Origin of the sequence: Dinghuibacter silviterrae (assembly GCF_004366355.1) — a bacterium.
Classification (GTDB): domain Bacteria; phylum Bacteroidota; class Bacteroidia; order Chitinophagales; family Chitinophagaceae; genus Dinghuibacter; species Dinghuibacter silviterrae.
In genome coordinates this window covers 1,670,142-1,695,022 of sequence record NZ_SODV01000002.1, presented here as the reverse complement: position 1 = coordinate 1,695,022, position 24,881 = coordinate 1,670,142, and the positions used below count along the sequence as shown (strand labels likewise).

Genomic DNA, 24,881 nt, shown 5'->3' with positions numbered 1-24,881 from the left:
GTTTAGGCGCCGCCATTTTCGCGGCGCGCTGCCTCCAGGATCCCTTTTGCCCCCGGTCCCTCGCAAAACAGCAGGTCCAGGATGCACAGGTTGGCCACGAAGCCGTGGCGGTCTTCGAAAACCTGCGGGTAGCGGTAGGGCGCCTCCGTCATCGGGGCGCTTTTATATTCCACCCTTTCTCCGGGGGTCTCCGTTTGCCCCCATTCCCCCGTCCATTTCAGTTGTTTCAGGACCCATTGCTGGGTCATCCGGTTCCATTCGTCCAGGTATTCCGGCCGCTCTTTAAAGAGCGGTTCGAGACCGTGTGCATAGTATTCGAACCAGGGCGATCGCCGGTAGGCGTCGTGGATCGATCGCCAATGCCGCACCCCCCATTGCTCGCGGTATGAAATTCTGACATCTTTCAAATGCGTTTTTTGACCCCTCCCGGCCTCCAGGGGGACACTTAAAACGAGGGGGTTATTGGGCCCCAACAGGTAGCAACGGTTCAAATGACGGCCTTTTTCCCACCTTTGGTATTGTTCAAAATTCCAATATGAGAATTCTATTGAAGCAACATAGTAATCTATGCTTCCAAAATATTGACTTTCAGTTGTTAATACCATTTTATTTTTGAAGTGTTTCGGGGGCGTAGGGAGTGGGGCTTTTAGGGTGGGATTTCGTTTTCTGGCGGGAGGATTTATTTTTATTTTAGGTATTGATAGGCGTTATATTTTATTGATTAACATTGATTAAAGTAAAAATATAAATGCTAATTATATTGGGTTGCTGCGGCTTTTACTTAAATATTAGGTAAAGCGGGGAATACCAAGGATTTTAGTAAAGGTACGAAAGGTTTTTGAAGGGCATAATCTATGGCCCTTCAGAAGTTGGTGCCATGTCTGCGCCCACCTACCCTTTCAAAAGCCCTAAACAGGAAAATGACAGTTTGTCCTTAGATTTGAATTATGAAATATACCCTGCTGGCCCTCGCCCTCATCGCCTGGCCCGGCCCCCCACCCCTGACCATCACGCACCTGACCGGTGACTGTTATGTATATACCACCTACCGTCCTGTGGGCGGCGAACCTTACCCCGCCAACAGCATGTTCCTGGTCACGGGGAAGGGAGTGGTGATGTTCGATGTCCCCTGGGATACCACCCAGTATCAACCCCTATTCGACAGCATCTCGACCCGGTTTCACCAACCTGTGGTTCTTTGCATTTCAACCCACTTTCATGACGACCGCACCGCGGGATTGTCCTTTCTCAAACAGCGGGGGATTCCCACCTGGTCATCGGCGCTGACCCGAGAGCTTTGCGTGCTGCACCATAACGACGTGGCGGAAAATGTCTTTACAAAGGATACCACCTTTACCGTGGGCAATTATTCCTTCAGCACGTTTTATCCCGGTGCGGGGCACACAACGGACAACATCGTCATCTGGGTGCCGAAAGCCCGGGTTCTTTATGGAGGCTGTTTCGTCAAAAGCACGGAGGCGCCTGGCCTGGGTAATCTGGCGGACGCGGATCCGGTCGCGTGGCCGGTGTCCCTCCAACGGTTGATGAAGGCGTTTCCGGATCCGGATTTCGTCATCCCGGGTCATCTGGGCTGGACAGACAAGGAATCCCTGCGGCATACGGCCAGGCTATTGCAAGCGTATAAGGGGGGACAGTAAAAGATCGACGCCCGTGTGCTTCTGACGACGAAATAAAGGTTACCTTTGTGCATTCATTTCCCCCGGTCCTTGCCTATTCAGCCACTATCAAGTCTTTGGCAATCAATTATTAAGGTGCAAGTCGGCCAGTCAAAACATTAGTCACTAACAGTATATTTATGGGCGAATCATTTTCAAAGAAGGACAAAGCGAACAAAAAAAAGAAGGACAAACAGGACAAGGCCCAGAAAATGCTGGACAGGAAGTCCAATAACAATAAGGGCAAGGGGCTGAATGATATGCTGGCCTATGTAGATGAAAACGGGAACCTTTCTTCTACTCCGCCAAACGCGGCGGCGAGGAAGGAAATTGCCCTTGAGGATATACAGTTGGGCGCCGCTCCCATACAACCGGAAGAAACGCAAAGAACGGGAACCGTCTCCTTTTTCAACAGTACCAAGGGATTTGGCTTCATTACCGACGATAAGAGCGGTGAAGACGTCTTCTTTCACACAAACCAGTTGGCCCAGCCTGTCAAGGAAAAGGACAGGGTCAGTTTTGAAAGGGAAAGGACGCCCCGAGGATACAGCGCCGTACGGGTCGTCAAAACGAAATAATCAGTCTCCGGGGTTCTCATAATCATCATCCTTCAGCACGTCGAAATAGGCGTGGAGGACCTTTGCAATAAATAACCAAAACGGCGGTGCCACGCAACTCATGAATTGGTCCGGGATCAAATGCCGGGACCGCCAGATGTGCCGCAGGGCCATCGTGGAAAGGATCAGTGCACGTTCCCTGTCGTGGGTCAGCGCATAAGCATGGGCGTTGGAAAAGTCCTGGTGTTTGATGATAAGCGCCTTATAGGCTTCTTCATCGTCCCCCTTTAGCTCGGCGACCAGAATAAAGTCGGGGAGTCCCTCTTTGGTATGTGTGGGTGCAAGCATAGGTCCGAACCGTCCGTTAGATTTTGAAAAACAAAATAGAAAAAATCAATTGCATCATAAAGACAAACTTTATACTCTTTACGATTATAAATATCGTCTTATAGAATATAATTGATTAAAATTCAATTATTTAAGGGTGGCTATCTTTGTCAACTTCATGACGAGAGCCAGGTACAACAGGATTAAGGCGGCGCTTTCTGAGGCGAATTTGACGGCTGGGGCGTTGGCGGAACATATGTGTGTCCACAAGTCCACGGTGTCCGACTGGTGTACCAATAACAACCAGCCCTCGATCCAGGACCTTTTCAAAATCGCCAAGTTTCTGGGCTTGGATCATCCGGGCGATCTCCTGGTTCCTATCAAAAAGGCGTGGCCGCAAAAGACCAATTAGTGGGCGCCGGTAACAACCGGTTTACAAATTAGGACTACCTCCTTCCAAAATATAAGTGTATATTCGACATACATCTAGTACTCATGAAGAAACGTGTTTCAGCCATCCTGATGATGGTATTGGGGAGCATGCTGCTTTTTATGGGATGCTCCAAGACGGCTTACTTCGAACCGCATTCCCCCACCAGCTTTTACACAACGGATGCGAGCGTGGCTCCTTTTTACGGGGACACGGTGCTGCGCGTGACGGGCAGTACGCTCCAGGATTACCTGTTCCGGCCGGCTGCGATCAAAAGCCAGGGGCATTTTGTAACCTGGCCGGCGGGGTTGGTGGTTGACCCGCAAACAGGGGTGATCAACGCGGCGTTGAGCGAGCCGGGGGCCCGGTATAACGTGGGTTTTGTGAGCGCAAAAACCGGGGATACCGCCTATAGCCAGGTGGTCCTGGCGGGGATTTCATTTAGCAACACCGTTTATATCAAGAATGATGGGGATTCCGTCCTGGCGCCCTATGCGATGGGAGGGACGATCACCGGTATCGGGAACCATGCGATCAACCTGAATGCCCTGCAACCGGGGACGCACGAAATAAAGGTGTCGTTCCGTATGGATGGAGGGGCGGTGCAAACCACGACCGTGCTGGTGTCTTTTAGTGACGTACCCCCTCCGCCGTTGGTGGAAACCATGAGCATAACCGCTTCACCGGCGTCAAAAGTGACGGTGACGAACGTGAAACCGACGGCCCCGGCGCCGTGCACGCCGCGGCCGCCGCAGATCGTTATTATCAATAAGGGACACTGAGGTGGCCCTTTAAAATATTATGCGCCCGGTCAAGGCTCTTACCTATTGTCTCCTGGGTTGTCTGCTCTGCTTGAGCGGCCAGGGCGCGTTTTGCCAAAGCACGTTTGACCGCGCAAGCGCTTATTTCGCCACCAATCATCCTACAGTCTTGACGGATTCGCTGGCCCTGGCCCTGTTCGACCGGGTTATCCGGGAGGCGCATCCGGGGGACAACGTATTGGCGCGGTCTTACCTGGACAAGGGGATCCTTTTAGACGTGAAGGGGCGGTTTGGGGATGCGCTGGAGGCTTACCGGGGCGCGATAGCAAGCGCCGGTGCCGGCCGGAGCGACACCTTGCTTTTCCAGGCGTTCGTTTACGGGGGAACGGATTTCTACCGGCTGGACGATTTTGACTCGGCGGAGGCCTTCCTGACAAGGGCGGAGGCCTTGGACAACCCGGGTTTGCCGGAAAGGGACCGGTTGTACAATGCCCTGGGGGCGCTGAACTATGAGGGGGGCAATTACCTGCAGGGCAAGGACTACTTTATAAAGGCGTTGGACATCACCCGGCGGGAAAGGCCGGGGGACATGGTGTCCCGCAGCAATTTCGAGAACAATATTGCGAGTTGTCTCTACAAACTGAAGGACTACCGGGGCGCGCTCACGATTTACCTGGGGTTGACGGGGTCGGAGCAGGTGTACCTGAATATGGGTCAGTGTTACCGGGAAATGGGTGATTATAAAAGCGCGCTGGCGATGTACCGGCGCGTCCGGCCCCGGAACCTGCCGGGGGTGTATAACGAGATGGCGAATGTATATTTCCTGAAGGGGGACGAGGACTCGGCCCTAACGTACCTGGATACCTGGAGACGGGAAGCCCGCCCGACAAAAGTAGACGAAGGCATTAACGCCCTTTACCGGGCGCAGGTGCTGATGGCGCGGCGGCAGCACCTGGAGGCGCTGGGGTATTTGCAGGATGCGATCATTGCTTTTTCCAGGACATTCCGGGACCAGGATATACACGCGAACCCGTCTTCGTTTACGGGGGCCTTTGCGTCTTACCGTTTGTTTGACGCCCTTTCCTTTAAAGCGAATACCCTGGAAAGCCTGTATAGCCAGACGGGCAAGGGGGAATACCTGGAAGAAGCGCTGGGGGCGTATAACAGCGCCATCCTTTTGTTCCGGTATATCGAAAAGACCTACGCGACGGACGATGCCAAGCTTTTCCTCAAACGGAACAACCAGGACCTGTATGAAAACGCGGTCATGGCTTGCCTGGAGCTGGACCGGTTGCACCCGGGGGGACGCTACCTGGAAAAGGCCTTTATCACCGCGGAGGAAAGCAAGGCCTCGATCGTATCGGGGCGGCTGGAGGAGCGGGCCCTGAACCACCTGCCGGGAATGGATCCGCAACTGCTCCGGCGGCAGCGGGAGCTCAAACGCCGTATCGCGCGCCTTGACCTGCAGGATGACCTGGAACACTCTTCCGCGGCGGCCGGTCAAAGAGTCAATGAGGAAATCGAGCTCGCCTCGGTCCAGCGCGTCATAGAGCAAAACAGCGCTTATTATAAAGACGATTGCCCCTCCGTCCGGGAGCTCCAGGCAGGGCTCGCGGACAAACAGGCCATCGTGAGCTTTTTTGCGTCCAAGGAAGGTTTGCACATCTTTACCCTGACGGCAACTGCGTTTCACTGCCTGTTCGTGGATTCGCTGGCGACCCTGACCGCTAACGTCAGGGCCTACCTGGACCTGTTGGGGAATACCAACCAGGGGAACCGTTTTGGCGACAGGACACTGACGGAAGCATTGTACCACCGCCTGGTAAAACCCTTGCTGGACGACCTGGGGGACAAGGAAGAATGGACCATCATCCCGGATGGGATCTTTTACCGTTTTCCCTTCGAGGCGTTGCCGCTGGATCAACCGGGGCACTACCTGATCGACCGGGTGACCATCGGGTACCAATTGTCCACCAAATTCCTGGACAAGGCGTTTCACCACAGCAGGGCCCAGAACGAGCCCTATAACGTCCTTGCTTTTGCGCCTTTTGCAGACAGGGGCGCGCTCACCCGGACGCCGGCGTCGCGGTATATGAACCGGCTGTCGGGCTCGGGGCCCGAGACGGCGCATCTGCCCGGGGCGCGTTTTATCAACGAGCACGCGACAAAGGCGCGCTTTCTGGAGGAGCTGCCCCACTACCGGGTGATCCACCTGGCCACGCACGCCATCACGGATTCGTTGATTTGTTTTTTCCCGGTGGACGCGGATCCGGAGGACGACTGTCTTTTCCTCCCGGAAATTTATGGCTTGGGCATGGATTCCACCGACCTGGTCATCCTGAGCGCCTGCGAAAGCGGGAACGGCAAGATCGAAGGCAATGAAGGTCTGATGAGCCTGTCCAGGGCTTTTATGTATGCGGGCTGCGCGAGCACGGTGAACAGCCTTTGGAAAGCCGACGACGGGTCCACCGCGCTTATTTTAAAACAATTTCACGTCTACCTGGAAAAAGGACTGTCCAAGTCCGAAGCCCTGCGACAGGCAAAGCTGGATTATATCCACAGCAACGCGGTATATGTCAGTCCCAATTATTGGGCACACCTGGTGCTGGTGGGCAATACGGAGGCGATTGTGGGAGGGAAATCAAATGCTTTTGGCGCCTGGTGGTGGATCGCAGCGCTGGTCATTTTGTGCGCAGGATCAATAGGTCTACGCCGTTTATTTCTTTCACCTTCCGGTAAAAAAGATGTTCCGGGTCTGTCTTGATTTTTTGGAAAAGAAGGAGCGCCGAGTCGGTCTGGTGGCTGGCGAGGTAGGCCAAAGCAAGGTAATACTCCGACTCATCCCGGTAGTCGGTACCCAGGCGCCCGACCGTTCTGAACTGGTTGATCGCGGGTGCGTACTGTCCTTGCTCCATAAAGGCCATCCCCGCCAGAAACCGGTCCTCCGGGGTGGGAAATGCCTTCACCCGGAAAATATCGTCTACAGCAGACCAGGCTTTTGATTGATAAGCGTGTTCCAGGGGGGCGAGTTCTTCGCCTCCGCGGGTGGTGCCCATGTCATAGGAGGTATACATTTTATCATACATCCCGGTAGGGGTCGTCAGGAGGTATTTGCCGACGCACAGGATAAGGGCGATGCCTGCGGCGACGCTCAGGGAGATGACCGCCAGGCGGCGAACGGGGGCTTCCCGTTTTTGCGGGGGGGGCGGCTGAGACGCGGAGGCGCTGTCCAGCGGCTGCGCCGCGGGGGCGCCGTCGAGCGCCTGGTGGGCGCGGGCTCCATCGAGCGCCATTTGCGCACGGGCGCCGTCCAGTGCCTTGCGCACGCGCCGGCTGAGCGCGTCAAACCGTATGGCCTCCACCGCAAACGCCAACACCTTGTTCTCCTGCGCCGCACCTTCGGGGACGGGGTTCTCCCCTGCGCCCAGGCGTTCGTCAAGTCGATCAAGTTCGCGTTGGAATTCTTCCGGTGTCATACGTTTTATTTTGGCGCCCCCTTCAGGGGCACGCTTTGTTTAATGGAGGGGTGGCGCAGCCTCGGAAAAGGGGAAAAGACCGGTGAATGAATATATGATAAACGGTTGAAGTCAAAGTCGTGAGCTGGTTTCTTTCATGGACATCGGACATTCCCTCGTCGTGTATTGTAATGGTTTCAGAGGACTACTGGATGGATAGGGCACTTTGACTTTTCGGTTTTTCGTTCGGTATTGGATATAGGGCATATAGATGTTTCGGATCAGGGCGATAGCGTACGGATTAAGGGCAATATGAACCCGGTCTTTTCCCGCTTTTCAAAGAACTGCTTGTTATACTGAGTAAACGCAGCGGTCCGTTTCGTAACCACATTTTTATATATTTATTTTAATCATACATAAGTTTCACTTGTTCCATAACTTCCGGGTCATCCTGGATCATATCCGCGAGCGATTTCATGCATTTATATTTCCGGTTGCGGACAACTTGCTCGTTTTCGTACCCGGTTTCCTGAACGATCTCCTTAAAGGACCGGTTCTCATAATAGAATAATGTCAGGATGGTCCGGCAGGGTTCCCCGAGCCGGGTCAATAAGGTAAGAAAGTGACGGTGGAGCTCCCGCTCGTAGAGTTGGCCGGAGCCGTCTTCTTCTTCGGTGCCTTTGTTTTTCTCGTATACGGCTCCCCGTTGGTCAAGGCTTTTGCGTTTCCTGATTTCGTTGTACCAGACATGGCGTCCGATACCGATCAGCAAGGTCTTGACGGTGGCTTCGCCCCGGAATTTACCCCGTTGGACGAGGTCGATAAATGCCACGATGGTTTCCTGAAATACGTCGTCCGCGTCCTGCGAACTCCCCCCGTTTTGGAGGACATAGGCGGACACTGCACCGTGATACTGGTGGTAAAGAGGGTAAGCAACGTCGTCGATCCGGTCCGATAGAATCCCGGCAACGATGGACTGATCAGAAGCCAATGATTGCATGGATAAGGGGCTAGTACATAATGAATATACGAATTTATTGGTGTTTAAACACAAAAAGGGGCTGCCGTAAGCAGCCCCTTTCGGGAAAATTGGCGCGGCGGCGGGGCCGGGCGCGGTGGCAGCCCCTTCAAGAAAAGTTTCCGGCGCGCGGGCCGCAACCGCGGCCGCGGGTCACGCGGTTTAGTACCCCGGGTTCTGAGGGAAATTCGCGGTGTTATGGATAATATTCAGTTCGGAGGCCGGAATTGGATACACGAATTGGTGCGCATCGATCACGATGGGCGTCCCGGTAACGACCTCTTTCCCGGCGTCGGCGGCGATGGCGGTGATGGCATTGCCGGTGCGGACGAGGTCAAACCAGCGGTCGCATTCGAAGGGGAGTTCGAGACGGCGTTCGAGGTAGACCTCCTGACGGAAAGTGTTTTGGTCGGGGAGGCTGGCGGCGGTCTCGGCGGCAAGACCGGCGCGCTGGCGGACCTGGTTGAGGTAAGTAAACGCCGTGGGGTTGTAGCCCTGCTCGTTGAGGGCTTCGGCTTCCATAAGCAGGACGTCGGCGTATCGGAGTACGGGGAAGTCCATACCGGAATTGTTGGAAGCGTCGGGGGCGTCGATATACTTCCGGGGACCGGTAAAGCTGAGATTGGTGGGTTTGACGGCGTCGGTCAGGGTTTTGCGCAGGTCACCGGCGCCGTAGGCCTTGACGATGGAGCTGTCGATCGTGGGCAGGTTGTTGTTGTCGGTGAACCAGAAGGCGTGGTCCTGGCCGGTGATGCCGGAAGCATAACGGACGGCATAGAGGATTTCGGAATTGTACTTGGTGGTGAAGACGGTGGCGATATTGGCTTGCAGGCTATACACCCCGGCGTTGATCACGGCCTGTAGGGCGGTCGCGGCCTGGCTGTATTTTTTTTCGTACAAATATACCTTCCCGAGCAAACCGTTGGCGGCCCCGGCGGTCACGCGGCCGACGTCGGCGCCGGTGTAGGAGGCCGGGAGGTTGGCGGCGGCAAAAGTGAGGTCGGCTTCGATCTGCTGATAAATAGTGGCGACGCTGTCGCGTTTGAGCTGGAGGGCTTCGGAGGAGCTGATGACGTGGGTGACGAGAGGAACGGGGCCCCACAAACGCACGAGGTTGAAGTAGTGGAGGGCGCGGAGGAATTGGGCCTCTCCCCTCACCCGGTTTTTCAGGGTGCTGTCCATGGGGATGGGGCCGATCTGGTCCAGGAGGGAGTTGCAAAGGAAGACGCCGTTGTATAACTGGACCCACGCATTGTATAAGAGGGCGTTCGAGGGGTCCTCGATAAAGTGGGCGATCTTATAGTTGGTACCCGATCCGGCGGAGATGTCGAGGTCGAGGACGTTGTCGCCCCGTTCTTCCATGAGGACCTCGACATCGGCCCCGTACAGGTTGGTGGATTGGTTGACGGTATAACATCCGTTGACCGCGGTGATGGCGTCGGCGGACGTCTTATAAAAGGAACCGGTGGTCACCTCGGACTTGGGTGTCAGGTCGAGAAAGCTCTTGCTGCAGGAAGAGAGCAGTACCGCAGGCGCCAGGATGTATGCTAGTTTTTTCATTGCGTGTGGCTTTTTTTTGTTAAAAGGAAGCGTTTAACCCGAGGGCGTAGCTGCGCGCGACCGGGTAGGAACCATAGTCTTCCCCTTGGCGCAGGGCGTCGTTGGGCCGGTCGGATATCTCGGGGTTGAACAGGCTATAGTGGGTGAACGTAAAGGGATTCTGGGTCGCGGCATAGAGACGCACATTGCTCATGCCATACCGGCGCACGACGCGGCTGCTAAACGTATACCCCAGGGAAATCGTCTTGATCCGGACAAAGGAACCGTCTTCGACGTGCCAGGTGGAAATGGTCCCGTTGTTGCCGGTGGCGATGCGGTTGGCGCGGTTGATGTATCCGGTGCCGATGTCGTTGGGGTTTTCGTACCGGCCTTTCATCAGGTTGAGGTTGTTAAAGTTTCCTTCGGAGCTGGCGATATACCGGCGGAAAAGATCGAGGATCTTGCCGCCCTGGCTGCCCTGGATGACAAAGCCAAGGTCGAAGTTCTTATAGTTGACGGCACTGCTGAACCCAAAGATGTATTTGGGTTGGTAGTTCCCGACGATCGCACGGTCGGTCAGGGCGTTGAGCTGGCTGCCGCCGTCGATGGGTTTGAACTTGAAGTCGCCTACATGGGAGTTGGAAAAATGGGGGTTGTTTTGCAGGTCTTCCGTATTCTTATAAATCCCGTCCTGGACGAGCAGGAAGTAGCTGCCGATGGGCTGACCGACCTGGGTGATGTAGTAGGCCGTACCGGTGCCCCCGGAGACGATGATGGGCTGGTTACCGGGCCCGAGTTGGTTGACGGTATTCCGGTTGAACGAGATGTTTCCACCCAACGACACGCTCCAGTTTTTATCGATCGAATTCGTGTAGGACGCCTGGATTTCGACGCCCTTGTTGGTCAGGGCACCGATGTTTTGCAGGGCGGAGCTAAAGCCGCTGGTGGCCGCCGTGGGTACGTTGAGCAGGAGGTCGGTGGTTTTGGAATGGTAATAATCCACGGACACGCTGAGGGTATTGTGGAGAAAACCAAGGTCGATCCCGGCGTTGGCGCTGGCGGTATGTTCCCAGGTCAGGGAAGGGTCCGCAGGGGTGCTGACGACCGCCCCGGCCGTCAGTGATTGGTTGCCGAGGATATAGTTGGCAGGGGTTACCTGCGACTGGGCGCCATAGTTAGGGATGGAAAAGTTCCCGGTCAGGCCGTAGCTGGCACGGAGCTTCAAGTTACTGACGAGGGACAGTGCGGGTTGGAAGAAGGCTTCCTTTGACATCGTCCAGCCGCCGGATACGGAGGGAAAAGACCCCCATTTGTGGTCGGCCCCAAAACGGCTGGACCCGTCCTGCCGGAAGGACGCGGCGAGGAAATAGCGGTCCAGCAGGTCGTATTGTACACGGCCGATCATCGACACCAGGGTCCATTGTTCCAGTTCGGAATAGGCGGCGGTGGGCTGACCCGCGTTGAGGGTCGTCACGAGGTCGTTGGGGAATTTGTCGGCCACCGCGTAGTTATGAAACTGGTTTTCTTTCTGAGCACTGTAGCCGGCCAGGGCATTGAGGTGTCCACGGCCGATCCTGGTATCATAGGTCAGCGTGTTCTCCAGGTCCCAACTGAGGAATTGATCCGTCTTTGTCAGACCGTAGGCCACCGACGGCAGCTGGGCGCTTTGCACGGGGAGGTTGGTGGGCCGGTAGTAGTTTTCCAGGAAGTTGTTGTAGTCCGCGCCAAAAAATAGTTTATACTTTAACCCCTTGATAAACTCGCGTTCGGCAAAGGCCGAACCGGTGAACCGGAAGTTGTCCACTTCGTCCCTGGTGAGCATCGCGATGGCGACGGGATTCAACACGGCCGTTTGTCCGTAGCCCCATTGGTTGACCGAGTCCGCATAAGTGCCATCGGGGTTATAGATGGGGAAAATGGGCGCATACGTGAGCGCGTTGGCCACGACACCCGCGGTCTGGGGCATCCCGTAAGGATTGGAGCCGGCGGACCAGGGGCCTTCGGAGGAGACCTGGTGGTTGATGGTATAGGAAGGTGCCAGGTGGACACCGAAACGGAACTTGTCCTTGCCGCCTTCGATGTTCCCCCGGAGGGCGTAGCGTTTGAAGTTGTTGTTGATGATGATCCCGTCCTGGTCGAGGTAGTTGCCCGATACATAGTAGTTCAGGTCATCGGTCCCCCCGCTGACACCCACGGAGTAGTCCTGGAAACCTGCGTTGCGGAAGATGGCTTTTTGCCAGTCGGTATTGGTCAGGCCCTTGGTGCCCGCCAGGTAGGGCAACACCTGGGGTGGCACCTGCATGGAAGGATTGTTGGGACGGATGTTGTTGGGGTCGGTGGCCTTCCCGGTGGGAACGGCGTCGAAGTAAGCGTTGTTGTGGCTGTCGTATGCTTCTTTCGCATAGTCGTATGCATTCATCACGTCGACGTGTTTGTTCACCTGCTGGATCCCCCCGTTGATGGAAAGGTTGACACGCGGCTTGCCGGCGATACCCTTCCGGGTCGTGATCAGTACGACCCCGTTCGATCCCCTCGACCCGTAGATCGCGGCGGAAGCGGCGTCCTTGAGCACGTCTATGGAGACAATGTCGTTCATGTCGATAGACGCCAGCGGGTTCAGGGGTTGTTGATAGTTGTCGGGGTTGGCGGTGTAGTTCGTCGTGACGTCCTGGGAAATGGGCAGACCGTCGATCACGAACAGGGGGGTGTTCCCCGCCGATATAGACGAGATTCCCCGTACGCGGATGGATACATTTCCACCGGGTTCCCCGGTTGTTTGCATCACCTGTACACCGGCCATCTTCCCCGCCAGCGCCTGGTCAAAGGAGGTCACCACCTGGTCTTTAATGTCGTTGCTTTTTACCGTGGAGATGGCGCCGGTGACGTCACTTTTTTTGCGGACCCCGTAGCCGATAACGACGACCTCGTTCAGGTTGGCGCTCGCGTTCCGCATGCGGACGAGGATGGAATTGTGCTCGCCGGCCTTGACCGTGTAGGCGAGGCTGTTCTCTTCGTATCCGACGTGGGTAAATGTAATTTCGTATTTGGCGCCGGTCCGGAGGTTGGACAGCGTACACACCCCCCGGTCATCGGTGGTGTTGGTTTGTTTGTCTGTCGTTCCTTGTTGCTTGTACAGCACCGTGACGCCCCCCAGCATTTCGCCGGCTTCGGAGGCGACGGTGATCTTGAGCGTGTTTTGTGCCGCTGCACTCATGCTTATCGCGAGCATAAACAGCAGCCAGGTCAATTTTCCGTGTTTGAACAAAAACATATCATCGGGTTTAATGGTGCATAGTTCTCTTGCTGCGTCCCTTGTTGGGGGCACAGAAGGCGCTTTCCTGGTACGAGCCTATCTTGTGGTTTGGATCACGATCCTGCCTTCTTCCTGCCGGTAGGTAAGACCGTTCATATTACAGATCACGGACAGCATCATCGTCAGTTGGTCTGTTTCCTGGAAGCTGCCGGTAAACCGGAGTTCCCGTATATCGTTCGGATCGTAAGTGATCTGTATATGGTGTTTGTGCGCGATGCGCTGGAAAACGATGTTGAGCGGGGTTTTGTCAAAGGTCAGGGGCTCGGCCTCTTGCGTCTTTTTCAGCGTCTTTAACATCTCGCGCCCGGTGGCCGTTACGGATTCTCCCGGTTTCAGGTAGACCGTTGACGCCCCTTCCACCAGGACCCGCCCGGACAATAGTTGCACCGTAACCCTTTGCGGGGTTTGCGCATTGACGATAAACTCCGTTCCAAGGACCCTTGTCGTCACGTTACCTGCCTGTACACTAAAGGGCCTTCCCGCGTCTTTTGTTACCTTGAACCGGGCCTTTCCTTTTAGATATATGCGGCGGTCTGTGCTGTCGAAGGCTTGTCCCAGTATGATAAGGCTTTGGGGCTCCAGTTGTACGGTCGACCGGTCACGCAGGGTAAGCGTTTGGGCGATCGTGCCGTCGTTTCTCAGGGTATCGGTTTGCCTCGGTATTGCCTTTGCGACTACGGGCTTTACGACCTCGTGTTCTTTTTTCAGTAGTGTGGTGGCGATCACCCCTGCTACCACGGCAGCGGCGGCGGCCCACCCTATCCAGCTCAATGACCGGACCTTCGGGGGGGCGGTCTGTTGCAGGAGTGTTTTTAATATCTCTTCCGAGCGCTGTTCGGACATTGCGGGCGTTTTTTGTCTGAGGTCTTGCTCATACAAAACCCTGAATGTCTCGTTGGCGCCTTCACTGGACAACCATTGCAGCAAACGGTGTTGCTCTTCGGGACTGGCGGTCCCTTCCCAGAATTTCCGTATCAGCGATGGGAGGTCTTGCATATACTCCATATAAAATGTCGGAAATGGCCCGGAGGGGGGTGTGGGGGGGTGTTACCAAAATGTTACCAAAACTCGCGGGCGCCGCCCGCGCTGCCTGCGGGCCACCCGCGATGCTGTGCGCGCCGCCCGCGCGGTTGCGCGCGCTTACCCTTGGAAATACAGGGCGGCTTCGAGCACGCATAGCCCCATCAGGGCGGGGCTTTGGGCCAGGACGTATTGTTTGACAAACTGGGAGGCGGTCTTGACGTAATCCTTGACGGAGGCCGTGGTCAGGCCCAGCTCGTCGGCGGCTTCCTGGTAAGTTTTTCCTTCCAGGCGGCAGAGGCGGAAGGCCATTTTTTTGCGGGGGGGCAACAGGTCGATGGCGGTATGCATGACCGAAAGCCGAACCTCCTGGCCGGCGTCCCAGCCTTCGTCCGGGACGTCCTGGATGCTGTCGGGCAGGGGTTGCAGGTTTTCCTTTACGGCTTTGCGCAAGTGGGCAGAGGCCTTATAAAAGCTGGTCGTAAACAACCAGCCGGCCACGGTATGTTCGGGCTTCAGTTGATGCCTTTGCTCCCACAACAACAGGAAAACTTCCTGGAGCAGGTCTTCGGCGACGGTTTCGGGATGTACCAGGCGGCGGATGTTGGCAAAAACAGCAGAATGGTATTGCCGGTATATTTCCTTAAAAGCCTCGTTGTCATCACTTTGCAACCGTCTCACCCATGGATCTTTGGTGGACTCGTCGGACATACGCCATTTTTCGGGGCCAAAGATCGAAATAATGGGTAAGGGAGTGTATTATCTAATTTTTATTTTTAGTGCATGTCCATAAAAGTAAAGTTTAGTTGTTTCTGGCAGGATCATTTGGCTGCGTACCACCACATGCAACAATATGCGTTCGGAAGCCCGGTCTGGAAAGACATGGAACTGGTAGCGGATGAATCGTATGATGTTCTTGCCATTTTGACCCGCCCGCACCATTCCCTGCGGCAATACGACCGCAGCAAAGCCGTTACCTTCCTCACCGAACCGCCGGAGTCAAAGAATGTGATCCCCCATGAAACCTCATCGATCGTTCCCATGTACCTCCCGCTCCCCTTCTGGCAAAATTTTTCCGCCGGCGAGCGTCAACATGTACAAACGGTCAACCTCCCCAAAACAGAGCTGCTGTCCTCCGTCACCAGCGACCTTACCTTCCTGGAAGGGCATGTTGCCAGGCTGCAACTGATCCGTCTGTTGGACCAGAGGATCGAAGACGGCTTTGACCTATGGGGCAAGGCCTATACCGATACATTCTTTGACAAGATCACCGCCTACAAGGGGGAGATTACCCAGAAATACGACGCCCTTTGGCCGTACCAGTATCACCTCGCGTGCGAGAATTCTTTTGTCGACAATTATTTCACGGAAAAAATCGCCGACCCGATCCTCGCCGAATGTCTTTGTTTTTACGATGGGTGTCTGAACATTGCGCAATTCATCGATGACAGGGCTTTTATCAAGATAGACGTCTTTGATCCGTTCAACGCCATAGACACCATCATTCGTTCCATCGAGGACGACGAATGGAGCAAACGAATCACCTACATCGCCGCACAGAAAAAAAGGCTGTTGTCCGATTTAAATCCGCTTAACATCGTATGGCTTGCCCTAAAAGGCAAGGATGTCATCAAGGAATGTTCGCTTTAATTCCTAATTTTAGCCCATGTCGACACTCCGATGGCTTGCAGCCGTGACCTGCCTGGCGCTGATGACCAGCTGCCGTTCCTACCAATCCCTGGAATTCCGCCGGATCGAAAACGGCCGCATGGCCCACTTCGATTTCGTACACCCCTTGGTGATGGCGGACGTCGTGTACTACAATCCCAACAACGTTGGGTTTAATTTTAAAGGAGGTGAAGTGGACGTCTACCTGGATTCGCTTTGGCTGGGACATGCGCTTTTGGACACGACCATCCACATCCATCCGCGTTCTGAATTTACCATCACGCTCCCCATGCAACTCGACCTCCAGCGGTTGATCAAAAGCGGGGTACAAACGTATCTGAACCGCCAGGTACATGTCCGTGTCGATGGTTTCGTCCGGGCGTCGAAGGGGTTGGTGCAAAAAAAGTTCCCCATTCATTTTGAAGGGGAACAGCGTTTGGACCTCAAGTTATTTTAGGGGGCGCTTCGCGGGCGGCGCGCGCCGCCGCATTTTCCGCGCTTCGCGCGGGCGCTATTGCCTCTTCGGCATGCCGCCGCCGTCTTCGGGTTTCTTACAGCACAGCGGTAAAGCCTTATAGGAATCCGGATTCGCGGTTACGTCGCCCGCGTCATAGCCGACGTTAGCGATTGCGGTCTTGATGTTCTCGATATTCGTCCGGGAAGTTTGGTAGGTCACGATGGTGATCTTCTTGCGCCAGTCCACGTTGATCTTGGTGATCCCGTCCTCGTGGCTCATATAGTCTTCGATGCGCTTTTTGCACATCTCGCACTGGACGGTGGGGGTCTTGAGGGTATCCGTTACCTTGTCCTTCATCTGGGCGGATGCGCCGGTGGCAAAGGCCAGGCCGATGAGGCCAAGAAGGATTGTTCTGATGTGCCGCATATAGGGTTCGTTTTGTCCTAAGTTACGACTTTTTGGGGTGCCGCTCATTTGCCCCATAAGGCCGGGTTTTGCCTCCATTCCATCAGCAACGCCTGCTGGCTGGGATTGACGAGGCCGCGTTCGACAGCCAGTTCGATCAGGGTGGCGTAGTTGCTCAGGGCGTAGTAGGGTACCCCGGCCGCGGCAAAGGCGTCCCTGGCCGTGTCGAAGCCATAGTCGAAAATACCTACCGCACCGATCACCTCGGCGCCGGCCTGACGAAGAACGGCGACGGCTTCCAAACTACTTTTCCCTGTAGAAAAAAGATCCTCGACGACCACCGTCTTCTGGCCGGGTTCGAAGTGCCCCTCGATCTGGTTGCCCAGCCCGTGTTCCTTGGGTTTGGAGCGGACATAGACGTAGGGCAGTTTCAGTTGGTCGGCGGCCATGGCCCCCCAGGCGATCCCGGCGGTGGCTACCCCGGCCAGGACCCCGGCGTCTTCCAGCTCGGTAAAGATGAGGTTGCAAAACTCGCTTTTGATGAACTCCCGGACCGGGGGAAACCCAAGGGCTTTCCGGTTGTCACAGTAGATCGGGCTTTTCCAGCCGCTCGTCCAGGTAAACGGACTTTCGGGATTCAACCGAATGGCGTTAATTTGCAGAAGCCTTTCGGCTACAGCCTTTTGATTGGTCATACAGCGCAAAGGTATGTATATTAAAATCTACTTCGGGGAGAAACCGGTTTTTCTGTGCGACGAGATCGACGATACGCTGCACGAATACCTGCACCATCCCGACACCATTTTCCTGGACGAGGTCTCCGGCCCGGCCATCAAGTCGTTGCTCCACGAGATCGTCAAACCCGACTACCAGGCGGGTATCCTCTGGCACTCGAAACTCGACGTGCTGAAGAAGGCATTCTGGAAACACTTCACCATCGTCAAAGCGGGCGGTGGTTTGGTGGAAAATGAAGCACACGAAGTGCTCCTTATCCATCGCCGGGGCAAATGGGACCTGCCCAAGGGCAAACTCGACCCGGGTGAAACGATCGAACAATGCGCGCTTCGTGAGGTCCATGAGGAGACCGGGTTACAGGCCGCATCTTTGGGCGCCTTTTTGTTGACCACGTATCATACCTACAACGACTACGGCCACGAGGTCCTGAAAGAATCCTATTGGTACCGGATGAAGGCCGCCTCGTCAGAACACCTCGTTCCGCAAACGATCGAAGACATTCACGAGATCAAGTGGGTCGCGCGCAAGGACCTGGCGCCGTATATGGTAGAGACGTTTCCTTCGGTGAGAGACGTGCTGCGGGCGGGTTCTATGGCTTCTGCGGGCGAATGATCGCCACCGTGAGCCGGCTGATACACACGAGGTGCCCCCCTTCATCCCTGATGCGAATATCCCAGACGTGGGTTGTTTTCCCCAGATGAATCGACGTGGCGGTACCCGTCACCAACCCCGACCGCACGCCGCGGATGTGGTTGGCATTGATTTCCAGGCCGACGGGTTGAGCTTGTGTGGGGTCGATCACCAGGTAGGAAGCCACGCTCCCCAAAGTTTCCGCGAGGACGCAGGAGGCGCCGCCGTGCAAAAGACCTGCGGGTTGATGGGTGCGATGATCCACCGGCATGGTGCCCGTCAGAAAGTTGTTTCCGATTTCGGTGAAAAGAATGCCTAAGTGACCGGCCATGGTGCGGTCGCTCAGGGGTTGTATGTCGGCGATGGTGACGCCGGGGTTGAGCCAGATGGAAGGCATGGGCGTTATTTTTTCGGCGCCGCCGCCTCGGTGGGCTCGGCTGCCTTGGCCGCCGCCAGCGACTTTACTACCGCCGGGGGCAGGAATTTGGCCACATCTCCGCCATTGCGCAAGACGTCGCGGACCAGTGTGGAGGCCACAGACGTGAACTCCGGCAGACAGGTCAGGAATACCGTTTCGATGTGTCCCTCCAGGCTGCGGTTCATGTCGGCAATGGCCTTTTCGTATTCGAAATCGTTGACATAGCGGATGCCCCTCACGATATAAGAGGCCCCCACCCTTCGGCAGCACTCGACAGTCAGCCCGTCGTAGACCACGGTTTCGATCCGGGGCTCGTCCCTGAAGATCTCGTTAAACCATTCCAGCCGCTGTTCGTTGGAGAACATGGGCACCTTGCTGATGTTGGTTCCAATCCCGATAAAAAGCCGGTCGAAAAGGGGAAGTGCCCGATGGATGATGTCCAGATGGCCCAGGGTTACCGGATCGAAGGTCCCGGGGAATAGCGCAATACGTTCCATGGATGGTGATTCGCAGCGAATATAGTGTAAATTACAACCAATCCTCGCAATATGAGTACTGAATACAGCGCGCGCGGGATCGTCCGCCGGAAAAGCCCCCACTCGGTAAAAGAATCCCTGGACCGGTTCCAGGAATTGCTGGCCGTCAAAGGTATCGGTGTCTTTGCACGTATCGACCAACAGGCCGAAGCACGGAAAGCGGGGCTCGACCTGCGACCGACCGAGCTCCTTGTTTTTGGCAACCCCAAGGCGGGCACGCCGCTGATGGAGGCATTTCCATTGTCCGCACTCGACCTGCCGCTGAAGCTCCTCGCATGGGAGGAAGAGGGGGAGGTGTGGCTTGCCTATAACGAGCCTTCTTACCTGCAGGAACGGTATGGGCTGACCGAAGAAATGGGGCGAAAGATCGATTTTTCGAGTATGGTGCAGCTCGTGACGGGGACATAAAAAAAGCCTCCCGAAGGAGGCTATCGTGCCCGTAGTCATATACCCTAAAGAAGGTTGTATACAGTAGTAAAGTAGCTGCTTTCGCTATAAGAAGACGCCGTGGGGTTTGCATCCCAGGCGGGCGTCACCATATTCATAGACCCGCCGTCGCCGTTCCAGGCCCAGGCCATGACGGTCCAGCCCTTGGTGGATTTGGCATAAGTGACGATCCCCGACCAGTTGGCGCTGCCCGAGGGCGAATTCCCAAACTCCCCGATGATACCGCCCCTGCCGGCCGTGGCGAGGTCGTCCAGGTCCGAGTTCTGGAGCCAGTGGTTCAGCGCCTGGTTCCAGCCGTTCGGATAAACGTGGACCGAGGGCAGGATCTTCGTATCGCTGATTTTGGTGATCCCGCCGGTGCCCAAGATCGCCTCGGCTGCAATATGCGTTTCCTGTCCCCAGCCCGGGCAATCGATGATGATGGTCCCGCTATACACGGTGCGTACGATCGCGATGGCCTGGTTGTACGCACTGGCATAAGCACTGGCCGTAAGGTTGTGGTCTCCCCATTCGTTCATCAGGTTGACGGTAAACGAACCCGATTTTGCCAGCGTGGCGTAATTGGCCTTCCACCAGTTGGCCGCCGCGAGCAGATCGGAAACGTTGTCCGAACCAAGGACGGAGGCCTTGTGGTAGGTGGCGATGATCGCAAAACCGTTGCTTTTTGCCTGGCTGATCCAGCTCGCCGCGGTGCTGATGCTGACGCCCGGCTCGATTTCGATGCGCACGGTTTTGATCTTCATGTTCGCCTTCATCAGAGACCATCCAAAAGTGACGTTTCCACTATTATAGTAAGACGGCTGCAGGTTGACGCCGTCGCCGAGACCGGCTGTGACCGCCCTCGGTTCCGTTACGCCTGTGTCCTGCGTCAGTGTGGGCTTTCCGCACGATGCCAGCAACGCTGTGCCGATCAGTGCACAGCATGTATATTTCATAATCATACAGCAAGCAATTGTAAAGGTTGGTTATGTCGAGGCCTCGGATGTGGGATAAAAATAATAACATCAGGATCGCTGATGTAATACTTTTTTGGCTAATGTTTGGATTTGTTTGTGGTGACGAAGTTTGTCAAAATGCTCCTACAGTCAGCCTTCCCAACTGGAGGTCACAAATGGTGACCTCCAATTCCGGCGCCGTCTTGAGGTGTGGATTTGGCACCCCATGTTACCCGGAGTTTCTACTGGTTTCCATATAGAAACATATAGTGATAATAAAAATATTTTGTGCACATTTGATGTTTGGTAGGGGCAACTTTTCCAATTTTGAGGTATGGAAAAGGAAACACAATCGGCCGCGGTAACGGACGAAACTGTCATGAGCAGCATTTATGTAATTAGAGGACAGAAGGTTATGATCGATTACGACCTGGCTATTCTTTACGGTGTAGAGACGAAAGCGCTCAAACAAGCTGTACGGCGAAACCTCAAACGCTTCCCCACCGATTTTATGTTTGAGCTGACAAAAGATGAGTTCGCCAACTTGAGGTCACAAATTGTTACCTCAAGTTGGGGTGGCAGGAGGTATATGCCACTGGCATTTACAGAACAGGGCGTAACCATGTTGTCCTGCATCCTAAACAGCGAACGAGCCATCAAAGTGAACATCCAGATCATCCGTGTCTTCACCCGTATGCGGGAAATGTGGGTCAGCAATCAAGAAATCCTGCTAAAGCTGGAGCAGTTGGATCGCCGGGTAACGGGACACGATGCTGAGATTGAGGAGATCTTCAGGTATCTGAAGGAATTGCTGAACCCGGCGCGGCCGGCGCGGCAGATGATCGGGTTTAAGGCGTAGCGCGAGGGCGCGCTAGTTACTCAACGTCCTGAAATCCACCGGCACGAGCTTACTCACGCCCGGCTCCTGCATGGTGACCCCGTAAATGACGTCGACGGTGGACATGGTGGTTTTGTTGTGGGTGATGATGATGAATTGGGAGTTCTCGCTGAATTTGCGGATCATCTGGGTGAACTTGCCGACGTTGGCGTCGTCGAGAGGGGCGTCGACTTCGTCGAGGATACAGAAGGGCGCGGGCTTGATGAGGTAGATCGCGAAGAGCAGGGCGGTGGAGGTCAGGGTCTTTTCACCGCCGCTGAGCTGGGTGATGGAAGACGGACGTTTGCCTTTGGGCTTGGCGATGATGTCTATGGTGGTTTCGGCGAGGTTCTCGGGGTTTTCGAGGATGATGTCGGCGGTGTCTTCTTCGGTGAAGAGGGCTTTGAAGACGCGCTGGAAGTTCTCGCGGACGGCGTTGAAGGTGTCGAGGAACTTCTGGTTGGCGGTGGACTCGACTTCCTGGATGGTTTGGAGGAGGGAGTCTTTGGCGGTAACGAGGTCGTTCTTTTGCTCCAGGATGAACTCGTACCGTTTTTTCATTTCCTGGAAGGCTTCGATGGCGGTGGGGTTGACCTCGCCCATATTTTCCATACGCTTTTTGAGGCGTTCGGCGGCGGCGGTGAGGTCTTCGACGGAGGTGTCGGTTTCGCGCTCTTCGTCGATGATGGCGTCGAGGTCGACGCGGAATTCGACGCTGAGGCGTTCCTTGATGCCGGCGAGCTGGAGCTTGAGCTCGGAAACCTTGTCTTTTAGCTGGCCGAGGAGGAAGTCGACTTGTTCCTTTGACTTTTGTTTATGGCGGAGCTCGCTTTCTTTTTCGGCGAGGCTGTTGCGGAGGTTGTAGTAGGCTTGCTCGGAGGTGTTAACCTGGTGTTCGGCTTCTTCTTTCCGGCGCATGAGGTCGACGAGGCTTTCGTGGGAGTCCTGGAGGGCGTCCCCGGATTCCTCGATCTGGCGGGTGGTGTCGGCGAGGTGGGCGTTGTTTTGCTCGACCTGCCCCTGGAGGTCGCGGAGCTGGTTGTTTTTGAAATCGAGCTCTTGTTTTAGCGCAGTGACCTTGCTTTGCTGACGGGTGAGGTGGAGGTTGGCTTCGTTGTATTGGGCCTGGGAAAAATTATATTCCTGCTCGGCCCGTGCATAAGCTTCCTCGGCGCCTTGCATGCGTAAAGAGAGTTCTTCGAGCTGGGCATTGAGGCGTTCGAGGAGGTCGCGTTGGTCGCTGACGTTGTCGTTGGTGCGCTGGAGGTTGTCTTCCAGGTCTTCGAGACGGCGGGCGCCCGCGGCTTCCTGGCTGTGGAGGTTTTCGAGCTTGTTTTGCAGGGCGTAGGCCTGGTTGGTGAGCTGGTTGATCTCCTGCTGGGTCTGGCGGATGGCCTGTTCCCTGAGCTGGCCGGTGTAGTGGGCGACTTCCTGGTGACGGGCCTGTATCTGTTCCTTGATGCCGGACACGACGCGTTCCTGGGCGTCGATCTGCCCGGCGAGTTTTTCGAGGTTTTTGGCGCGACCGATTTTTTTGCCTTCGAAAAGGCCTACGCTGCCGCCGGTGAGGCTGTAGTGGCCCTTGACGTATTTACCGGTCTTTTCGAGGACGACGGCGCCGTTGCTGTGGTAGAGGGCGTCTTCGGTTTCGGCGATGAAGACGTTGCCCAAAAGGTGGTGCACAAGCGTGCTATACCGGGGGTCGACTTCGACGACATCCAGAGACGGCAGCGTCCCGGAGGGTTGGTGCGGGGCGGTGGAAGCGGCGTCACCGAACTGGTCGAGCAGGAAGAAGTTAGCCTTGCCTTTCTTGTTATCGTCGAGGAGGTGAACGGCCTGCAGCCCTTCAGCGAGGTTGTTCACCACGTAATAGTTGAGGTAAGGTTCGAGCACATTCTCGACGGCGGCGCGGTATTCTTCCTTCACATAAATGATGTCCGAAAGGATGGGCGCCTCGTGGTTCCAGCCCTTGTTGTTGTGGAGGAACTTGACGCTTTCGGGGTAGCCCTCCATGTTGTCGATGAGGCTTTTCAGGAGGTCGTGTTCGTTGCGGCGGGCGTCGAGCTTGCGGCCTTCATCGGCGAGCTGGAGACGCAGTTGTTCGACGCGTTCCTGGGTTTGGAGGATCTGGGCCTTGGCGTGTTCGTGTTGGGCCTGGAGGTTTTCGAGCTCGGTCTTTTTGGCGGCGAGTTCGGCTTCCTTGGCGACCTTTTCCTGTTCGAAGCGCGTGATCTGGTCGCGGCTCTGGGCCTGTTCGTCCCGAAGCTGGTGGACGCCGCGCTGCAGGTTGAGGATGGAGGTATCGGCGACGGCGACGTTTTTCTCGGCGTCGAACTGTTGGCGCTGGAGGGCCTGGTTCTCCTTGCGAAGGAGGTCGGTGGCGGTGCGTTTGTCGTCAAAGATGTAGCGCTTGTCCTCCACGCCTGCTTTGAGGTCGTCGAGACGGTCGCGGCTTTCTTCGAGGCGCTCCTGTTCCTCGGTGACCTGCTGGCCGGAGAAGCCGATGCTTTCTTCGAGGCCCTTGAGCTGGCTTAATGATTTATCGAGGAAATCACGGGTATTGAGTTCACGTTCCTTGAGGTAGTGGAGCCGCTGGGAGGCGAGGTTCTTTTCGTTCTCCTTGGTGCGCAGCTCCTGGACCAAATCGTTGTATTGGTGTTGCAGGGACTGGAGGGCGCGTTCCTTTTCCACAAAACCCACCTTCTCCTGTTCGACCGTGGCTTCTTCAAGGGCGATGGCGGCTTCCAGTTGGATGCGGCGGTCGGTCTCCGTTTCCTGTTGGTCGTGGAGGTCCTTATAGGTGAGGTTAAACCCTTCCAGGGAGGCCTTGGCGAGCTCGATGGAGAGGGTGCGGTATTCCTTTTTGGCTTCGAAATACTTTTCGGCTTTTTTGGCCTGGCTTTCCAGGGTTTTGAGCTGATTGTTGATTTCGAAGAGCAGGTCTTCGATCCGCGCGAGGTCTTGCTCGGTGGCATCGAGCTTTTGACGGGCCTCTTTTTTGCGCGTTTTATAGATGGAAATACCGGCGGCCTGTTCGAGCATGCGCCGGCGGCTGTTGTCTTTGTCCTTTATGATGTCGTCAACCATCCCGAGCTCGATGATGGCGTAGGAGTCGGTAGACACACCCGTGTCCATAAACAGGTTGTGGATGTCCTTCAAACGGCAGGACACGTCGTTGAGGCGGTATTCGCTTTCCCCGCTTTTATAAAACTTGCGGGTGACCGTCACCGTGTTGAATTCGGTGGGGAGGAGGTTCTTGGTGTTCTCGAAGGTCAGGGACACCTCGGCCAGGCCGCTGGACGAACGGGTCCGGGAGCCGTTGAATACAAGGCTTTCGAGGTTCTCCGAACGGAGGGAACTCATTTTGTGCTCCCCGATCACCCATCTTATGGAGTCGACGATATTGCTTTTGCCACAACCGTTCGGGCCGATGACCCCGGTAATGCCTTCGTCAAAATGCAACACCGTCTTATCGGCGAAGCTCTTAAATCCTTTTATTTCGAGGGTCTTTAAACGCACAGTCTGACCATTTAGCGAACAGCAAATATAATTTTTCCGAAAGGGGTGCCCGGGGTTGTTATGCACTAGTTTTCAACAAAAAATCAGCCATATATGTAATGGGCTGAGTAATAATACCTATATTTCAGCATGCCGACCCGTTTTCCCACCATCGTTTG

At 55.5% G+C, this 24,881-nt stretch carries 24 protein-coding genes; 10 read left to right on the top strand and 14 right to left on the bottom strand.

The genetic code is table 11. From position 1 onward, the window contains the following. Window positions 1-2 precede the first annotated feature (2 nt). A complete protein-coding gene (locus EDB95_RS24105; RefSeq protein ID WP_133998552.1) occupies window positions 3-605 on the bottom strand; it encodes a WbqC family protein in 603 nt (200 codons plus the stop codon). 342 nt (window positions 606-947) lie between these two features. On the opposite strand from EDB95_RS24105, the gene bla reads away from it, so the two are divergent. Together bla and EDB95_RS24095 are read left to right on the top strand one after the other, a co-directional pair. Next, window positions 948-1,658: a subclass B1 metallo-beta-lactamase gene (gene bla / locus EDB95_RS24100; RefSeq protein WP_133998549.1), complete on the top strand. Its 711-nt coding sequence runs from the start codon at window positions 948-950 to the stop codon at window positions 1,656-1,658. 158 nt (window positions 1,659-1,816) lie between these two features. Next, window positions 1,817-2,254: a cold-shock protein gene (locus tag EDB95_RS24095; protein ID WP_133998546.1), complete on the top strand. Its 438-nt coding sequence runs from the start codon at window positions 1,817-1,819 to the stop codon at window positions 2,252-2,254. On the opposite strand, the gene EDB95_RS24090 is transcribed toward EDB95_RS24095, so the two are convergent. Continuing rightward, complete coding sequence (locus EDB95_RS24090; RefSeq protein ID WP_133998543.1) at window positions 2,255-2,581, bottom strand: hypothetical protein; 327 nt, start codon at window positions 2,579-2,581, stop codon at window positions 2,255-2,257. It abuts the gene before it with no gap. A 157-nt stretch (window positions 2,582-2,738) separates the two neighbouring features. Here EDB95_RS24090 and EDB95_RS24085 point away from each other — a divergent pair, with 157 nt between their 5' ends. The 3 genes from EDB95_RS24085 to EDB95_RS24075 all read left to right on the top strand — a co-directional run bounded on the left by EDB95_RS24085 (window position 2,739) and on the right by EDB95_RS24075 (window position 6,515). After that, window positions 2,739-2,972: a helix-turn-helix transcriptional regulator gene (locus tag EDB95_RS24085; protein ID WP_133998540.1), complete on the top strand. Its 234-nt coding sequence runs from the start codon at window positions 2,739-2,741 to the stop codon at window positions 2,970-2,972. Window positions 2,973-3,055: 83 nt separating this feature from the next. Further along, window positions 3,056-3,772 carry a hypothetical protein gene (locus tag EDB95_RS24080; protein WP_133998537.1) on the top strand — a complete coding sequence of 239 codons (717 nt, stop codon included), beginning with the start codon at window positions 3,056-3,058 and terminating at the stop codon, window positions 3,770-3,772. Between the two features lie 19 nt (window positions 3,773-3,791). Further along, window positions 3,792-6,515, top strand: a complete 2,724-nt coding sequence (locus EDB95_RS24075) for a CHAT domain-containing protein (protein ID WP_133998534.1) — start codon at window positions 3,792-3,794, stop codon at window positions 6,513-6,515. Here the strand turns inward: EDB95_RS24075 and EDB95_RS24070 are convergent. The 6 genes from EDB95_RS24070 to EDB95_RS24045 form a co-directional block, all read right to left on the bottom strand. Beyond that, complete coding sequence (locus EDB95_RS24070; protein WP_133998531.1) at window positions 6,433-7,227, bottom strand: tetratricopeptide repeat protein; 795 nt, start codon at window positions 7,225-7,227, stop codon at window positions 6,433-6,435. The genes EDB95_RS24075 and EDB95_RS24070 overlap by 83 nt on opposite strands. 385 nt (window positions 7,228-7,612) lie before the next feature. Continuing rightward, window positions 7,613-8,206 (bottom strand): RNA polymerase sigma factor, encoded by a 594-nt coding sequence (locus EDB95_RS24065; protein ID WP_133998528.1) that lies wholly within the window; start codon window positions 8,204-8,206, stop codon window positions 7,613-7,615. A gap of 180 nt (window positions 8,207-8,386) precedes the next feature. Next, on the bottom strand, window positions 8,387-9,784 hold the full coding sequence (locus EDB95_RS24060; RefSeq protein WP_133998525.1) for a RagB/SusD family nutrient uptake outer membrane protein: 1,398 nt from the start codon (window positions 9,782-9,784) through the stop codon (window positions 8,387-8,389). A 19-nt stretch (window positions 9,785-9,803) separates the two neighbouring features. Beyond that, the gene (locus EDB95_RS24055) at window positions 9,804-13,034 is read right to left on the bottom strand and encodes a SusC/RagA family TonB-linked outer membrane protein (RefSeq protein ID WP_133998522.1); all 3,231 of its coding nucleotides are present in this window, start codon (window positions 13,032-13,034) and stop codon (window positions 9,804-9,806) included. Between the two features lie 78 nt (window positions 13,035-13,112). Beyond that, window positions 13,113-14,072 (bottom strand): FecR family protein, encoded by a 960-nt coding sequence (locus EDB95_RS24050; protein WP_162852766.1) that lies wholly within the window; start codon window positions 14,070-14,072, stop codon window positions 13,113-13,115. A gap of 144 nt (window positions 14,073-14,216) precedes the next feature. Next, on the bottom strand, window positions 14,217-14,807 hold the full coding sequence (locus EDB95_RS24045; protein ID WP_133998516.1) for an RNA polymerase sigma factor: 591 nt from the start codon (window positions 14,805-14,807) through the stop codon (window positions 14,217-14,219). A gap of 72 nt (window positions 14,808-14,879) precedes the next feature. Here EDB95_RS24045 and EDB95_RS24040 point away from each other — a divergent pair, with 72 nt between their 5' ends. Then, window positions 14,880-15,746, top strand: coding sequence for a glycosyltransferase family 10 domain-containing protein (locus tag EDB95_RS24040; protein ID WP_133998513.1), 867 nt, complete (start codon window positions 14,880-14,882; stop codon window positions 15,744-15,746). Between the two features lie 16 nt (window positions 15,747-15,762). After that, window positions 15,763-16,221 (top strand): LEA type 2 family protein, encoded by a 459-nt coding sequence (locus EDB95_RS24035; protein WP_133998509.1) that lies wholly within the window; start codon window positions 15,763-15,765, stop codon window positions 16,219-16,221. Between the two features lie 54 nt (window positions 16,222-16,275). Here the strand turns inward: EDB95_RS24035 and EDB95_RS24030 are convergent, their stop codons facing one another. Then, the gene (locus EDB95_RS24030) at window positions 16,276-16,647 is read right to left on the bottom strand and encodes a heavy-metal-associated domain-containing protein (RefSeq protein WP_133998506.1); all 372 of its coding nucleotides are present in this window, start codon (window positions 16,645-16,647) and stop codon (window positions 16,276-16,278) included. A gap of 44 nt (window positions 16,648-16,691) precedes the next feature. Beyond that, on the bottom strand, window positions 16,692-17,321 hold the full coding sequence (gene pyrE, locus EDB95_RS24025) for an orotate phosphoribosyltransferase (protein WP_133998503.1): 630 nt from the start codon (window positions 17,319-17,321) through the stop codon (window positions 16,692-16,694). Window positions 17,322-17,334: 13 nt separating this feature from the next. Between pyrE and EDB95_RS27920 the strand changes: the two genes are divergently transcribed. Then, entirely contained in the window at window positions 17,335-17,973 is a 639-nt protein-coding gene (locus EDB95_RS27920; RefSeq protein ID WP_133998500.1) for an NUDIX hydrolase, read from the top strand. On the opposite strand, the gene EDB95_RS24015 is transcribed toward EDB95_RS27920, so the two are convergent. Together EDB95_RS24015 and coaD are read right to left on the bottom strand one after the other, a co-directional pair. Further along, window positions 17,951-18,388, bottom strand: a complete 438-nt coding sequence (locus tag EDB95_RS24015) for a hotdog fold thioesterase (RefSeq protein ID WP_133998497.1) — start codon at window positions 18,386-18,388, stop codon at window positions 17,951-17,953. The two genes, EDB95_RS27920 and EDB95_RS24015, sit on opposite strands and share 23 nt — an antisense overlap. A 5-nt stretch (window positions 18,389-18,393) precedes the next feature. Next, window positions 18,394-18,906, bottom strand: coding sequence for a pantetheine-phosphate adenylyltransferase (gene coaD / locus EDB95_RS24010; RefSeq protein ID WP_133998494.1), 513 nt, complete (start codon window positions 18,904-18,906; stop codon window positions 18,394-18,396). Window positions 18,907-18,957: 51 nt separating this feature from the next. Between coaD and EDB95_RS24005 the strand changes: the two genes are divergently transcribed. Continuing rightward, window positions 18,958-19,353, top strand: a complete 396-nt coding sequence (locus tag EDB95_RS24005) for a DUF302 domain-containing protein (protein WP_133998490.1) — start codon at window positions 18,958-18,960, stop codon at window positions 19,351-19,353. Between the two features lie 44 nt (window positions 19,354-19,397). On the opposite strand, the gene EDB95_RS24000 is transcribed toward EDB95_RS24005, so the two are convergent. Further along, window positions 19,398-20,327 (bottom strand): glycoside hydrolase family protein, encoded by a 930-nt coding sequence (locus EDB95_RS24000; RefSeq protein WP_133998488.1) that lies wholly within the window; start codon window positions 20,325-20,327, stop codon window positions 19,398-19,400. Between the two features lie 334 nt (window positions 20,328-20,661). Between EDB95_RS24000 and EDB95_RS23995 the strand changes: the two genes are divergently transcribed. Next, window positions 20,662-21,186 carry an ORF6N domain-containing protein gene (locus EDB95_RS23995; RefSeq protein WP_211352201.1) on the top strand — a complete coding sequence of 175 codons (525 nt, stop codon included), beginning with the start codon at window positions 20,662-20,664 and terminating at the stop codon, window positions 21,184-21,186. Between the two features lie 12 nt (window positions 21,187-21,198). On the opposite strand, the gene smc is transcribed toward EDB95_RS23995, so the two are convergent. Continuing rightward, window positions 21,199-24,723 carry a chromosome segregation protein SMC gene (gene smc / locus EDB95_RS23990; RefSeq protein WP_133998485.1) on the bottom strand — a complete coding sequence of 1,175 codons (3,525 nt, stop codon included), beginning with the start codon at window positions 24,721-24,723 and terminating at the stop codon, window positions 21,199-21,201. Window positions 24,724-24,881: the final 158 nt, after the last annotated feature.

What these genes read in the sequence shown, in the direction of transcription:
- EDB95_RS24065 (WP_133998528.1), bottom strand. Translation starts at nt 8,206, where the DNA reads ATGCAATCATTGGCTTCTGATCAGTCCATCGTTGCCGGGATTCTATCG.
- EDB95_RS24045 (WP_133998516.1), bottom strand. Translation starts at nt 14,807, where the DNA reads ATGTCCGACGAGTCCACCAAAGATCCATGGGTGAGACGGTTGCAAAGT.
- EDB95_RS24015 (WP_133998497.1), bottom strand. Translation starts at nt 18,388, where the DNA reads ATGCCTTCCATCTGGCTCAACCCCGGCGTCACCATCGCCGACATACAA.
- EDB95_RS24050 (WP_162852766.1), bottom strand. Translation starts at nt 14,072, where the DNA reads ATGCAAGACCTCCCATCGCTGATACGGAAATTCTGGGAAGGGACCGCC.
- pyrE (WP_133998503.1), bottom strand. Translation starts at nt 17,321, where the DNA reads ATGACCAATCAAAAGGCTGTAGCCGAAAGGCTTCTGCAAATTAACGCC.
- EDB95_RS24000 (WP_133998488.1), bottom strand. Translation starts at nt 20,327, where the DNA reads ATGAAATATACATGCTGTGCACTGATCGGCACAGCGTTGCTGGCATCG.
- EDB95_RS24090 (WP_133998543.1), bottom strand. Translation starts at nt 2,581, where the DNA reads ATGCTTGCACCCACACATACCAAAGAGGGACTCCCCGACTTTATTCTG.
- EDB95_RS24105 (WP_133998552.1), bottom strand. Translation starts at nt 605, where the DNA reads ATGGTATTAACAACTGAAAGTCAATATTTTGGAAGCATAGATTACTAT.
- EDB95_RS24080 (WP_133998537.1), top strand. Translation starts at nt 3,056, where the DNA reads ATGAAGAAACGTGTTTCAGCCATCCTGATGATGGTATTGGGGAGCATG.
- coaD (WP_133998494.1), bottom strand. Translation starts at nt 18,906, where the DNA reads ATGGAACGTATTGCGCTATTCCCCGGGACCTTCGATCCGGTAACCCTG.
- EDB95_RS24040 (WP_133998513.1), top strand. Translation starts at nt 14,880, where the DNA reads ATGTCCATAAAAGTAAAGTTTAGTTGTTTCTGGCAGGATCATTTGGCT.
- EDB95_RS27920 (WP_133998500.1), top strand. Translation starts at nt 17,335, where the DNA reads ATGTATATTAAAATCTACTTCGGGGAGAAACCGGTTTTTCTGTGCGAC.
- EDB95_RS24070 (WP_133998531.1), bottom strand. Translation starts at nt 7,227, where the DNA reads ATGACACCGGAAGAATTCCAACGCGAACTTGATCGACTTGACGAACGC.
- EDB95_RS23995 (WP_211352201.1), top strand. Translation starts at nt 20,662, where the DNA reads ATGGAAAAGGAAACACAATCGGCCGCGGTAACGGACGAAACTGTCATG.
- EDB95_RS24060 (WP_133998525.1), bottom strand. Translation starts at nt 9,784, where the DNA reads ATGAAAAAACTAGCATACATCCTGGCGCCTGCGGTACTGCTCTCTTCC.
- EDB95_RS24095 (WP_133998546.1), top strand. Translation starts at nt 1,817, where the DNA reads ATGGGCGAATCATTTTCAAAGAAGGACAAAGCGAACAAAAAAAAGAAG.
- EDB95_RS24005 (WP_133998490.1), top strand. Translation starts at nt 18,958, where the DNA reads ATGAGTACTGAATACAGCGCGCGCGGGATCGTCCGCCGGAAAAGCCCC.
- EDB95_RS24030 (WP_133998506.1), bottom strand. Translation starts at nt 16,647, where the DNA reads ATGCGGCACATCAGAACAATCCTTCTTGGCCTCATCGGCCTGGCCTTT.
- EDB95_RS24085 (WP_133998540.1), top strand. Translation starts at nt 2,739, where the DNA reads ATGACGAGAGCCAGGTACAACAGGATTAAGGCGGCGCTTTCTGAGGCG.
- EDB95_RS24075 (WP_133998534.1), top strand. Translation starts at nt 3,792, where the DNA reads ATGCGCCCGGTCAAGGCTCTTACCTATTGTCTCCTGGGTTGTCTGCTC.
- EDB95_RS24035 (WP_133998509.1), top strand. Translation starts at nt 15,763, where the DNA reads ATGTCGACACTCCGATGGCTTGCAGCCGTGACCTGCCTGGCGCTGATG.
- bla (WP_133998549.1), top strand. Translation starts at nt 948, where the DNA reads ATGAAATATACCCTGCTGGCCCTCGCCCTCATCGCCTGGCCCGGCCCC.
- EDB95_RS24055 (WP_133998522.1), bottom strand. Translation starts at nt 13,034, where the DNA reads ATGTTTTTGTTCAAACACGGAAAATTGACCTGGCTGCTGTTTATGCTC.